General features: G+C 69.8%; 10 protein-coding genes and 4 tRNA genes. 10 read left to right on the top strand and 4 right to left on the bottom strand.

Translation table 11 applies throughout. The features are described from left to right. The first annotated feature begins 27 nt into the window (after positions 1-27). The 4 genes from NW198_RS09065 (at position 28) to NW198_RS09050 (ending at position 2,175) form a co-directional block, all read left to right on the top strand. Entirely contained in the window at positions 28-1,053 is a 1,026-nt protein-coding gene (locus NW198_RS09065; protein WP_258340866.1) for an alpha-hydroxy-acid oxidizing protein, read from the top strand. 95 nt (positions 1,054-1,148) lie between these two features. Then, positions 1,149-1,224: transfer RNA gene (locus tag NW198_RS09060), tRNA-Ala, on the top strand. A gap of 45 nt (positions 1,225-1,269) precedes the next feature. Beyond that, positions 1,270-1,345: transfer RNA gene (locus NW198_RS09055), tRNA-Ile, on the top strand. 164 nt (positions 1,346-1,509) lie between these two features. Beyond that, entirely contained in the window at positions 1,510-2,175 is a 666-nt protein-coding gene (locus tag NW198_RS09050) for a biosynthetic peptidoglycan transglycosylase (protein ID WP_258340865.1), read from the top strand. Between the two features lie 39 nt (positions 2,176-2,214). Here the strand turns inward: NW198_RS09050 and NW198_RS09045 are convergent, their stop codons facing one another. The 4 genes from NW198_RS09045 to NW198_RS09030 all read right to left on the bottom strand — a co-directional run bounded on the left by NW198_RS09045 (position 2,215) and on the right by NW198_RS09030 (position 6,616). Continuing rightward, on the bottom strand, positions 2,215-4,080 hold the full coding sequence (locus NW198_RS09045; protein WP_258340864.1) for an alpha-amylase family protein: 1,866 nt from the start codon (positions 4,078-4,080) through the stop codon (positions 2,215-2,217). Between the two features lie 439 nt (positions 4,081-4,519). Then, a tRNA-Ala gene (locus NW198_RS09040) sits at positions 4,520-4,595 on the bottom strand. 2 nt (positions 4,596-4,597) lie between these two features. Continuing rightward, a tRNA-Val gene (locus tag NW198_RS09035) sits at positions 4,598-4,672 on the bottom strand. Positions 4,673-4,792: 120 nt separating this feature from the next. After that, entirely contained in the window at positions 4,793-6,616 is a 1,824-nt protein-coding gene (locus tag NW198_RS09030) for an acyltransferase family protein (RefSeq protein WP_258340863.1), read from the bottom strand. Positions 6,617-6,885: 269 nt separating this feature from the next. Here NW198_RS09030 and NW198_RS09025 point away from each other — a divergent pair, with 269 nt between their 5' ends. The 6 genes from NW198_RS09025 (at position 6,886) to NW198_RS09000 (ending at position 12,480) form a co-directional block, all read left to right on the top strand. After that, positions 6,886-8,883 carry an ABC-F family ATP-binding cassette domain-containing protein gene (locus NW198_RS09025; protein ID WP_258340861.1) on the top strand — a complete coding sequence of 666 codons (1,998 nt, stop codon included), beginning with the start codon at positions 6,886-6,888 and terminating at the stop codon, positions 8,881-8,883. Beyond that, positions 8,876-9,196 carry a hypothetical protein gene (locus tag NW198_RS09020; RefSeq protein ID WP_258340860.1) on the top strand — a complete coding sequence of 107 codons (321 nt, stop codon included), beginning with the start codon at positions 8,876-8,878 and terminating at the stop codon, positions 9,194-9,196. Before NW198_RS09025 ends, NW198_RS09020 begins: the two co-directional genes overlap by 8 nt. 168 nt (positions 9,197-9,364) lie before the next feature. Next, a complete protein-coding gene (locus NW198_RS09015) occupies positions 9,365-10,051 on the top strand; it encodes a site-2 protease family protein (protein WP_087315045.1) in 687 nt (228 codons plus the stop codon). Between the two features lie 2 nt (positions 10,052-10,053). Next, positions 10,054-10,914 (top strand): ScpA family protein, encoded by an 861-nt coding sequence (locus tag NW198_RS09010; RefSeq protein WP_087315043.1) that lies wholly within the window; start codon positions 10,054-10,056, stop codon positions 10,912-10,914. Continuing rightward, positions 10,911-11,675: an SMC-Scp complex subunit ScpB gene (gene scpB, locus NW198_RS09005; RefSeq protein WP_258340859.1), complete on the top strand. Its 765-nt coding sequence runs from the start codon at positions 10,911-10,913 to the stop codon at positions 11,673-11,675. Before NW198_RS09010 ends, scpB begins: the two co-directional genes overlap by 4 nt. Beyond that, positions 11,668-12,480 (top strand): pseudouridine synthase, encoded by an 813-nt coding sequence (locus NW198_RS09000; protein WP_087315039.1) that lies wholly within the window; start codon positions 11,668-11,670, stop codon positions 12,478-12,480. The genes scpB and NW198_RS09000 overlap by 8 nt, the downstream gene beginning before the upstream one ends. Positions 12,481-12,484 lie beyond the last annotated feature (4 nt).

The following is a 12,484-nucleotide window of genomic DNA, read 5'->3' as shown; positions in this document are numbered from 1 at the left end:
GGCACTCTTGTATCGAAAGGACGTCCCATGACCTACTCAGAGCTCGCGGCCGCCGCGCGCGGCAACATCGGGCCCCACTGCCGCGCGTGCCCCGTCTGCGACGGGCGCGCATGCGCCGGCGTCATGCCAGGACCTGGCGACAAGGGCGTCGGGCGCGTGGCGCACCGCAACTGGGAGGCCTGGCAGGCCCTGCGCGTGAACATGGACACGCTGCACGAGACCTTCTCCGCGGACACGCGCGCCACGGTGCTCGGGCGCGAGCTCTCGCTGCCGGTGATGGTCGGCCCCGTGGGCGACGTCCAGCGCCACTATGGCGAGAGGTACGACACCGTGGGCTACAACCGCTGCGTGCTCGAGGCGGCGGCCGCCGAGGACACGCTCGCCTGGACCGGCGACGGCCTCGACGCCTCCATCATGACCGAGGCGTGCGGCCTGGTGGGCTCGCTTGGCGGCGCCGGCGTCCCCACGGTCAAGCCCTGGGACGACGCCACGCTCTCGCGCAAGCTCAACGAGGCGCTCTCGGCGCGCCCCGCCGCCGTCGCCATGGACATCGACGCCGCGGGCCTGCCCTTCCTGCGCGGCCAGCAGCCGCCAGCGGGCGCCAAGTCGGCCGACCAGATCGCGCGGGTCGCCGCGCGCTGCCACGACGCGGGCGCGCGCTTCGTGCTCAAGGGCGTCATGACTGAGCGTGCCGCGCTCCGGGCGGCGGATGCCGGCGTGGACGCGATCGTGGTCTCCAACCACGGCGGCCGCGTCCTGGACGGCACGCCCGCCACGGCCGAGGTCCTTGCGGGCATCGTCGACGCCGCGGGCGAGGGGGTCGAGGTGCTCGTGGACGGCGGAATCCGCAGCGGCCTCGACGTCTTCCGCGCGCTCGCGCTGGGCGCCCGCGGCTGCCTCGTCTGCCGCCCCTTCGTGGTGGCCGCCTTTGGCGGGGGAGAGGACGGCGTGCGCGCCTACCTCCGCGAGCTGCGCTCCGAGCTCGCCGACGCCATGGAGATGTGCGGCGCGTCCTCCGTGGCACGGATCTCGCGCGAGATGCTCTGGGGGTAGGGGAGGCGCGGGCGCCCGGCGACGCCGCGACAAAATCAAAATTGGGGGTTGACCGCATCGCTCACTCTGGTAATATTCTCTTCGCACCAACGCACGGGGATATAGCTCAGTTGGGAGAGCGCGTGACTGGCAGTCACGAGGTCAGGGGTTCGAACCCCCTTATCTCCACCATGAAATTGCTGGCGGCGGCTTCGGTCGCCGCCTTTTTCATATCACGGGCTCATGGCGCAACGGTTAGCGCAGGGGACTCATAATCCCTGGGTTGCAGGTTCGAATCCTGCTGGGCCCACCAAAAGACCAGCTCAGAGGCCATTCGGGTCTCTGAGCTTTTTTGCGCGTCACGACGTCGCCGCGCGCGCGGCGCCTTGCGAAATCGTCACCTGCCGATAAGGGCGAGCCCTGTCGGCCGCGCCTTCGGCACCGTACAATGGACCAAGCAAAGGGAGGTGCGAGGCCATGAGAGCGGTTCTGAGGGTCGTTCGGCGCGTTCTTCTCGTCCTTGTCGCCATCGGCGCCGTCGCGGCCGCCATCGTGGCCGTGCGGGGCTATGCGCTCTATCGAGACGTCCTTGCCGAGCGGCCTGTCGAGGAGGCGGTCGAGGAGGCGCGCTCGGCGGAGGGCTACGTCCGCGTCGAGGAGCTCCCCGACTTCTACCTGAGGGCGGTCGTGGCCATCGAGGACCACCGCTTCTACGAGCACCCCGGCTTCGACGTCATAGCCATCTGCCGCGCCGCCTGGCACGACCTCACCACGCTCTCGCTCGAGCAGGGCGGCTCCACGATCACCCAGCAGCTCGCAAAGAACCTCTTCCTCACGCAGGAGAAGGACTTCAGCCGCAAGGTCGCCGAGCTGCTGCTGGCCCTCGACCTCGAGGCGCGCTACGAGAAGGACGAGATCCTCGAGCTCTACGTCAACACGTCCTACTTCGGCGACGGCCGCACGGGCATCGGGCCGGCCGCCCGCGGGTACCTGGGCAAGGAGCCGTCCCAGATGACCGAGGGCGAGTGCGCCCTGATGGCGGGGCTGCCCAACGCGCCGAGCGCGCTCTCCGCGGACCCCGCGCTCGCGTGGGCCCGCGCGGAGCTGGTCCTCGCCCAGATGGAGCGGTACGGCCTGGCGTGAGGCGCGGCGGCGCGACGGCGGACCGCGCGCGGACGGCGGCTAGGCGCTCAGGTACCAGCGGAAGTCCCAGGCGGCGAGCTCGAAGGTCTGGAACTCGGCCGCGGCGCCGGTGACGAGGTCCTCGTACATGGCCAGCGCGGGCATCCAGAGCGTCCGGTCCTCGCCCGAGAAGTTGAAGACGGCGTCGAGGGTCTTCTCGCCCGCGCGGCGGCGGATCCACAGGACGGCCGGGTCGCTGTAGTCGACGATCGTGACCTCCGCGCCGGCGTCGAAGACCTCCTGCGCGCGACGGACGGCCTCGAGCGCGCGGAGCGCGGAGAAGACGCGCGCCTGCACCGTGCCCGGCTCGTCGGCCCGGTCGACGAGCGACCAGTCGAAGCGGCCGCGGTGGATGTAGCGGGAGTCCTCCGCGCGCTCGGGGTCGTCCTTGTAGGAGTAGTCGTTGACCTGGGCGACCTCGTCACCGCTGTAGACAATAGGGAGCCCCGACTGGGCGAGCAGGTAGGCGTGCAGCGTCACGTCCTTGCGCACGGCCACCTCCATGGCCGCCTCGTCGCCCTCGAAGCCCGCCGCCTCGACGCCGCACATGGAGGCCGTGGTCGCGCAGAAGCGCGCGTCGCCCGTCACGGGGTCCGCGTTGTAGAGCTCGCCGCGGCTCGTGCTGCCGGGCTCGAGGCCCTGGAAGTAGCGGTTGAGGTAGGCCTTGTGCGGGACCTCCTGCATGCCCCAGGCCGAGAGCGTCACGTAGTCGAGGCCCCAGCCGATGTCGTCGTGGCAGCGCAGGTAGTTGAGGAAGGTGTACTCGCGCGGCAGGCCGCAGACAGCCTCGAGCTGGCCGCGAAGCAGGCGCGTGTCCTGGCAGGCCACGGCGTTCCAGGTGGTCGCCATCGTGGTCACGTTGTAGAGCATGTGGCACTCGGGCTTCTCGACGGTGCCAAAGTAGGGGACCACCTCGACGGGCGCCATGACGACCTCGCCCAGCAGCACGATGCCTGGGCACACGATCTCGCCGATCATGCGCATCATGCGCACGATGGTGTGAACCTGCGGGAGGTTGCGGCAGTTGGTGCCGAGCTGCTTCCAGATGTAGGGGACGGCGTCGATGCGGATGATGTCCATTCCCTGATTGGCCAGGTAGAGGAAGTTGTACATCATCTCGTTGAAGACGCGCGGGTTGCGGTAGTTGAGGTCCCACTGGTAGGGATAGAACTGGGTCATCACGCTCTGGCCGAGCTCGGGGAGGTACGTGAAGTGGCCCGGCGCGGTGGTGGGGAAGACCTGGGGGACGTCGCGCGTGTACCGGTCGATGACGCCCTGGTCGCGCACGAAGAAGTAGCGGCTCATGTACTCGCCCTCGCCGGCGCGGGCGCGGCGCGCCCACTCGTGCTCGTCGGAGGTGTGGTTCATGACGAAGTCCATGCAGAGGCTGATGCCGCGGCCGTGGCACTTCCTCGCGAGGCGGGAGAGGTCCTCCATCGTGCCGAGCTCGGGCTTCACGCGGCGAAAGTCGCTGACCGCATAGCCGCCGTCGGAGCGGCTTCTGTCCGCGGGCGTGTCGAGAAACGGCATGAGGTGCAGGTAGTTGACGCCCACGCGCTCGAGATAGTCGAGGCGGTCCTCGACGCCTTTGAGGTTGCCGGCGAAGTTGTCGACGTACATCTGCATGCCAAGCAGGTCGCGGCTGCGATACCACGCGCCCTGCGCCTCGCGCTCGGCGTCGAGGGCGCGCAGGGCGTCGGGGCGCTCGTCGTAGAAGCGGCGCAGCTGGCTCACGAGCTCGCCGAACATGTCCGCGTTGTCGTAGAGCTCCATGTAGAGCCAGCGAAGCTCGTCGTGGTGACGACGCAGGCGACGGAGAAAGACCTCGTCGGCAGAGGTCGCGCCCGGGGCGTTCTTTCTTGGCATCCTCTCGGCCCCTCTCTCAGGTCCCGGAGTGTGGGAACGTTATCATATCGGGCACATTCTATGACGCGGCGCTCTGCTGCGGGCGATGTTTTCCCCGAGCGGGCGAAGACGGGGTGGGAACGTTCTCTTATCGCTTCCGCGGGGCGGGCGGGGGCGGAGCATGCGCTCTGTGACGCGCACGAGGCCTTGATGCGGCGCCCTCCGCGCGAGCGCGTTGCGTTGTAGGCAGTTTTTTGCGGGGCACCGAAGTACTACCGGCGACATGCCATTTCAGTACCTGCCGTTTTGTCGTGGCCCGGGCAGCCCATACGAGGGGAGTTCCCAAAATCGACCTACAACCGCGGATGAGACCGCGCGAGCGCATGGACATTGCCGCCGAGGCGCCGGGGCATGAGACGAAAAAGGCCGTCGGGCAGGTGCCCGACGGCCTGATCTGTCATGGTGGAGATAAGGGGGTTCGAACCCCTGACCTCGTGACTGCCAGTCACGCGCTCTCCCAACTGAGCTATATCCCCAATGGTGGGCGATGCTGGATTCGAACCAGCGACCCCTTCCGTGTGAAGGAAGTGCTCTACCCCTGAGCCAATCGCCCTTGCTTGCGCTAGAGCATCTTATCAGAACTCGCACCGCATGGCACGACTTTTTTTGAAATCACGACAAACCGGGATGATTGCGGCGAAGGCTAAGCGCCGGCGCCCGTCGAGAAAGGACCCTATCGTCCCGTGATCGCGCGGCGCAGCATCATGACGTAGGCCTCGCCGCCCTCGGGGCGAAGGTGCGTGCCGTCGTCCCAGAAGTACTCGTCGTGGCCGGCGCTCTCGCCGTACCAGTCGATGATCTGGACGTTGTCGTAGGTTGCCGCGACGTCGCGGAAGAGCTGGTTGTTCATGTCCTGGTACGCCTGCGGCACGCGCACCGTCACCAGATAGACCTTCTTGTCCGGGCCCGCCGCGTCGATGAGCGCCCGGACCTGGTCCTCGCGCGCCACGCCGTTGTTGCCCAGGGCAAAGACCACCACGTCGGCGCCGTGCCCGTCGGCCACGCACTGGTTGTAGACCTCAAGCCCCACGGGCAGCTGCCTGCCCACGGCCGAGTCGATCCAGCCGTTGGGGAAGACGCGCTGGAACTGCGTCGCCGCGCCGAGCGACACCGAGTCGCCGACGAGCAGCACGCCGGCGTCGGTGGCGCCGGTCTCGACGTCGACGTCGTAGTTGAGGCGGTTGATCGTGTCCACCGCCGAGGCGAAGCCGGTCCCCGCGAGGTAGGTCCCCGAGACGTCATACCCATCGGTCTCGGGGTTGAACTGCACCACCTGGGACTCGGCGCCCTGCTCGGCGGTGGGGACGCCGGTCTGCTCCGCTGAGATGGGCGCGAGCGAGACCACGATCACCGCGAGCAGCGCGGCGGCCTCGGCCACGAGCGCCGGGCGCGCCTGGCCGAGCAGCATCGGCGCGCCCACGCCGCGCTCGACCACGCGGAACGTGAGCTCGGACACCACGACGATGACGAGCAGCTCCAGGACCCAGCCCCACCACGGCAGCTCGGTCGTGCGGGTGGCGGGGTTCATGATGAGCAGCAGCGGGTAGTGCCAGAGGTACACGGCAAACCCGCGCGCGCCGGCAAGCGCGAGCGGCCGGGCTCCGACGATCCGGGCAAGCAGGCTCGAGGGGCGCGCGAGCGAGCCGATCAAGATGCCCGAGAGCACGGCGGCGAGGAAGATCCCCCCGCGATAGGCGAACTCGGAGTAGCCGTTCAGGAGCACCATCATCGCGCCGAGGCCCGCCACGGAGCCGAGCGCGGCGAGCTCGAAGACCCAGCCGGGCACCGTGCGCCGCGCGGCGCGCCGACCCTGGGAGGGCAGCGCGATCTCCCAGCCGCGGCCGCGCGTCATGAGCGCGACGAGCGCTCCCACGAGCAGCTCCGCGGCGCGCGTGTCCGGCCCGTAGTAGATGCGGTTGGTGTCCCCGGCGGGGTCGTAGAGCACCGCCATCGCCACCGCCGAGGCGACGGCCAGCACGGCGACCACGCGCTCGGCCGTGGCGCGGCGGCGCGCCACGCGCGTGAGCAGGAACAGCAGCAGCGGCCACACGAGGTAGAACTGCATCGTCACGCCCACGAACCACAGGTGCGTGAGCGGGGAGGGGAGGCCCGCCGCGGCAAAGTAGGAGACGTTGCGCACGATGTAGTAGATGTTCTCGAAGAACAGCAGTGCGGGCACCGCGTCGCTTTTCACCTTGGGGAGCAGCGCGGGCGAGAAGATCGCGGCGAGCACCGCCACGGCGCCCACGACGACGAGCATCGAGGGCAGCAGCCTCCGCACGCGCCCGATGACGTAGCGCGGGTAGTCGAGACCGCCGTCGCGCGCGATCATGCGCTCGAGGGAGAGCGTCGTGAGATAGCCCGTGAGGACGAAGAAGACGGTCACGCCGAAGTAGCCGCCCGGGAGCCACGTGGGGTTGGCGTGGTAGATCACGATGGCAGCGATGGCGATGAGCCTCAGCCCGTCAAGGGCGGGGACCTTCCTGGTGGTTGGCATTGCGTGGTACCTCGGTTGTGTCGTGGCGCTCGGCCGCGGGATTTTCTCGTCCCATTCTAGCGTCCCCAGGGGCCGCGAACGCCATGCCAACGCCAAGTTGACAATCGCACCACGAGCGAGCCGCCGCCCGCCGGGGAGCGCCCGGGCAGCCCCGCGCAAGACGGCACCGGCAGCTGGGAAGATTGTGAGATGCCAAACGGCCGCGGGCTCGGGCGCCGCCTCGCCTATACTGAATTGGTTTGTACGAAGAAGAGCCAGGGAAGACGCACGTGATAGCACTCGCAGACAAGATCACCAAGTCCTTTGGCGGCCGGGTCCTGTACTCGGGCGCCACGCTGCAGCTCAACGCCCACGAGCGCTGGGCCCTCGTGGGCCCCAACGGCGCGGGCAAGACCACGCTGCTCAAGATCATCATGGGGGAGGAGAGCGCCGACGAGGGCACCGTGAGCTTCGCGCGCGACGCCACGATCGGCTACCTCGAGCAGGAGACCCACCTCGCCGGGCAGAAGAGCGCCCTTGCCGAGGTCGTCGACTCCGCGCACGAGGTGAAGGAGGTTGAGCGCCTCGTCGCCGAGCTCGAGCGCCAGATCTCGGCGACCGCCCCCGGCCCCGAGCTCGACGCGCTGCTCGAGCGCTACGGCCACGCCCAGGACCGCTTCGAGCGCCTGGGCGGCTACGAGCTCGAGAGCCGCGCGCGCCAGATCCTGGCGGGCCTGGGCTTTCCCGTCGAGGACTTCGACAAGCCCGCCTGCGACTTCTCCGGCGGCTGGCAGATGCGCATCGCCCTCTCCAAGCTGCTGCTTCGTCACCCCGACCTGCTGCTTCTGGACGAGCCCACCAACCACCTCGACCTCGAGAGCGTCAAGTGGCTCGAGCAGTTCCTCGCGGGCTACGACGGCGCCGTGCTTCTCGTCTCGCACGACCGCGCCTTCATGGACGCCTGCGTCTCCCACGTGGCGGCCGTCGAGAACCGCCGCATCACGACCTACGCCGGCAACTACTCGAGCTACCTCAGGCAGCGCGAGGACAACCTCGAGCAGATGCGCGCCAAGCGCGCCGCCCAGGAGCGCGAGATCGCGCACATGCAGGTCTTCGTTGACAAGTTCCGCTACAAGCCCACCAAGGCCGCCCAGGCCCAGGAGCGCATGAAGAAGATCGAGCAGATCAAAAGCGAGCTCGTGATCTTGCCGGAGGGCACCAAGAAGGTGCACTTCTCGTTCCCCGAGCCGCCGCGCACCGGAGACGAGGTCATCAAGCTCGAGGGCGTCGCCAAGTCCTTTGGCGAGAACCACGTCTACTCGGACGTCGACCTCACGCTCTACCGCGGCGACCACGTGGTGCTCGTGGGCCCCAACGGCGCGGGCAAGTCCACGCTCATGAAGCTCATGAACGCCCAGCTCGCGCCCGACGCGGGCAGCGTGTCCCTGGGCAAGAGCGTCACGATGGCCTACTACGCCCAGCACCAGCTCGAGCAGCTGAACGAGGCCAACACCGTCCTCGGCGAGATGGACACCGTCGCGGCGGGCTGGACCACCTCCGAGGAGCGCCGCCTGCTCGGCGCCTTCCTGTTCCACGGTGACGACGTCGAGAAGCGCGTGAGCGTGCTCTCCGGCGGCGAGCGGGCGCGCCTGGCGCTCGCCAAGATGCTCGTGGCCCCCGACCCGCTGCTGCTGCTCGACGAGCCCACCAACCACCTGGACATCGACTCGGTGGACGTGCTCGAGCGCGCCCTGGTGGACTTTGCCGGCACGATCGTGCTCATCTCCCACGACGAGCACCTCGTCCGCGCCGTGGCCAACAAGGTCGTTGACGTGCGCGACCACAAGGTCACCGTCTACGACGGCGACTACGACTACTACCTCTTCAAGCGCGCCGAGCTCGAGGGCCGCGCCGCGGAGCAGCAGGCCGCCCAGGCCCAGGCGCCGGCCCGCCCGGGCGCGCCCGCTGCGGACGCGCCCCAGGCCCCGGGCGGCCGCAACGTCAAGACGCGCGAGCAGCGCCGTGCCGAGGCCGAGGAGCGCAACCGCAGGAACCGCGCCCTCAAGGCCGAGCGCGACCGCCTCAAGCAGGTCGAGGCCGCGCTCGAGCCCGCGCAGGCCCGCCTCGCGGAGCTCGAGGCGCTCATGGCGACCGAGGAGCTCTACGCGGACGCCAGGCGCTTCGACGAGTGCATGACCGAGTACACCGCGCTCTCGAAGAAGGTCCCCGCGCTCGAGCAGGAGTGGCTCGAGCTCACCGAGAAGATCGAGGGGGCCCTCGATGCGTAGCGCCCCCGCCCGTCGGCAGGGCTCCCCGGCCGCGGCCGCCCTGCGCGTCGCCGGCCTCGCGCTGAGCGTCGCCGCGTGGGTCCTCGCCCTGCTCGTCGTGGCCGACGCCGTCCTGCCCGCCGGCGCGCGCACCCACCTGCTCGGCCTCAACGGCGCGGTGACGCGCCTGGTGCCGGGGGCGCTCTCGGGCCTCTTCGTCTTCCAGACGCCCCTCGGGGGCGCCTTCCGCGGCGACTTCGCCGCTCTTGCTATAGTGTTGCTCGTGCTCGACTGGATCTTGAGCCGCGCGTCCGCCTCGCTGCGCCGTGGTTGACACTGGCGTCAGACGACATTGTCCGCTGCGCCGTGGTTGACATTGGCGTCAGACGACATTGTCAATGTTGACACTGGCGTCAGACGACATTGTCAATGTTGACGCTGGCGTCTGACGACATTGTCAACCCGCGTCGTCAGCCTAAGAAGCGCCCGAAGAAGGAGGGATATGCCAACCACGCTCGAGGGGCTCGTCTCGGTCGCCGTGACCGTCGCCCTCGTCATGCTCTCCGCCATGGTCCACGAGGTGGCCCACGGCTTCGTGGCTCACCTGTGCGGCGACGACACCGCCAAGGAGGCCGGGCGCCTCACGCTCGACCCGCGCGCCCACCTCGACCCGCTCGGCTCGGTGCTGCTGCCGCTCATGATGGCGCTTCTCGGCGGACCGGTCTTCGCCTTCGCCCGCCCCGTGCCCTACAACCCCTACCGCCTGCGCAAGCCCCGCCGCGACGAGCTGCTCGTGGCGCTCGCGGGCCCGGCGTCCAACCTGCTCCAGGCGCTTCTCGGCACCGCGGTCTTTGGCGCGCTGCTCGCGGGAGGGCTGGGCTCTGCGGCCTATGCCGACGGCCCCGCGTGGTGGGTGCTCGACGGCCTTCTCACCTACGTCTACGTCAACCTCGTGCTGTGCTTCTTCAACCTCATCCCGCTGCCGCCGCTCGACGGCTCCAAGGTGATCCTCTACTTCCTCAAGGGCCCTGCGCGCCAGAAGTACTACGAGCTGCAGAACTACTCGATGGCCATCCTGCTCGCGGCGCTCTACGTGCTGCCGGGCCTGCTGAGGGTGGACCCGCTCGGCGCCTACCTGGGCGCCACGGCCGGGCGGCTCTACGCGGCCCTGATCGGGGCGGTGCTCTGACGATGTCCTACCGCGTCCGCACCCAGGCCTACTCGGGGCCCTTCGACCTGCTCCTCACGCTCGTGAGCAGGCAGAAGGTGACCATTGGGTCCATCTCGATCTCGGAGGTCGCCAACCAGTACCTCGAGGAGGTCGACCGCATGGGCGAGATCGACCTCGACGTGGCGAGCGACTTCGTCCTGGTCGCCTCGACGCTGCTCGACATCAAGGCGGCCTCGCTCGTCCCGGAGGAGCCCCTCGCGCGCCCCTCGGTCGACGACGAGGAAGACCTCGACCTCGAGGGGCTCACGCCCGAGGAGGCCCGCGAGGTGCTCGTCGCGCGACTGATCGCCTACAAGCAGTTCCGCGGCGCCGCCGCGGCGCTCGCCGCGCGCGGGGAGGCGGAGGGGCGCATGCACCCGAGGACCGTGGGCGCCGACCCCGAGTTCCTCGGCCTCATGCCCGACTACCTCGAGGGGATCACGCTGCGCAGCCTCGCCGTCATCTGCGCCGACATCGACAGCCGCCGGGAGACCTTCCTGCTCGAGGCCGAGCACGTGGCGCCCAGGCGGCTCCCCGTCGCGCTCACCATCGCCTCCGTCGACCGCCTCGTGCGCGGGCGCGGGCGCCTGTGCTTCTCGGACCTCGTCGATGACGACGACCCGCCCGAGGCGGTGGTGGCCAACTTCCTCGCCATCCTCGAGCTCTACAAGCGCGGGCTGGTGAGCGTGCGCCAGGACGAGCTCTTCGGCGACATCGAGATCGCGCACGTCGAGGGGGCCGACCCCTACGAGCTTGACGACTCGGTCCTCGCGGAGCTGCGCGAGGACTTTGGCGAGGACCCGCTCGACATCGGGACGCAGGAGGAAGGAAGCCTCTCATGACCGACCTGGACCGCCTTGACTCGGGATCTCTCAAGGGCCTGCTCGAGGCCCTGCTGCTCGTCTCGGACGACGCCGTCAGCGCGCCCGACCTCGCGCGCGCCTGCGACGCGACGCCCGGCGAGGTCGCCTCGGCCCTCGCCGAGCTCTCCGCCGAGTACGCCGACGCCGAGCGCGGCTTCCAGCTGCGCGAGGTCGCCGGAGGGTGGCGCCTGTTCACCCACCCCGCCCATCACGACCGCGTGGCCGACTACGTGATGAGCTGGGACACGCGCCGCCTCTCGCAGGCCGCCCTCGAGACGCTCGCCGTCATCGCCTACCACCAGCCGGTCACGCGCGAGGGCGTCCGCGCGATCCGCGGCGTCAACTCCGACGGCGTGATCGCCTCCCTGCGCGAGAAGGGCCTCGTCCGCGAGGTCGGGCGCGCCTCGGACCGCGGGCAGGCGCAGCTCTGGGGCACCACGCGCCTGTTCCTCGAGCACTTTGGGCTGAGGAGCATCCGCGAGCTGCCGCCGCTCGAGGACTTCGCGCCAGACGAGGAGTCGCGCCGCTTCATCCGCGAGCGCCTCTCGGGGCGCTCCGTGGGCCCGCTGATCGAGGAAGAGGACGCGCCCGGCCTCGACGCCGAGGCCTCGCTTAAGGCTGAGGTCGAGGCTTCGCCTGAGGCTGAGGCCGAGGTCGAGACTTGGGCTCAAGCCGAGGTCGAGACTTTCGCGGACGCCGAGGTCAAGGCCGCCGAGAAGGACGGCGAGGCCCATGAGTGACCCCCTCCGCCCGGACGGGCTCTACCCCATGCGGCTCCAGCGCTTCCTCGCCCGCGCGGGCGTCGCGAGCCGGCGCGGCTCCGAGCGCCTCATGACCGCCGGGCGCGTGCGAGTGAACGGCCAGGTGGTGACCGAGCTCGGCAGCAAGGTCGACCCCGCGCGCGACGTGGTGACCGTCGACGGGCGGCCCGCCCGCATCGAGGAGCGCCCGCGCCACCTCATGCTCTACAAGCCCGCGGGGTGCCTCACCACCATGAGCGACCCCCACGGACGCCCCACCGTCGCGGACCTCGTGCCCTGCGACGAGGCGCCCGGTCTCTACCCGGTGGGCAGGCTCGACCTCGACACCACGGGCCTTTTGCTGTTCACCACGAGCGGGGACCTCGGCCAGGCGCTGCTGCACCCCTCCCGGCACGTGACCAAGCACTACGTGGCCCTGGTCTCGGGCACCCCCGACGAGCGCGATCTCGAGCGGCTGCGCCGCGGCGTCGAGCTCGAGAACGAGGGCGTGAGCGCCCCCGCGCGCGCCGAGCTGCTCTCGCCCGGCGACCCGCTCTTCTCGGTGGTGGCGCCGCGCGGGCCGGGGCGGACCGGCGGGGGAGAGCGCAACGCCGTGGTGGGGCTCACCATCCACGAGGGGCGCAAGCACCAGGTCAAGAAGATGATGCAGGCCGTGGGGCACAAGGTCTTGCGGCTGCACCGGGACGCCTTCGGGCCGCTCAGGCTCACGCGTCTCGTCGAGGGCGCGTGGCGCGACCTCGACGAGGCCGAGGTCGCCGCGCTCGAGGCGCTCGTGAGCAGATAGGAGT

The sequence above is a fragment of the Thermophilibacter sp. ET337 genome, assembly GCF_024733715.1.
GTDB lineage: Bacteria > Actinomycetota > Coriobacteriia > Coriobacteriales > Atopobiaceae > Thermophilibacter.
The sequence above is the reverse complement of the archived record's forward strand: the minus strand, read 5'-3'. Positions and strand labels throughout refer to the sequence as shown.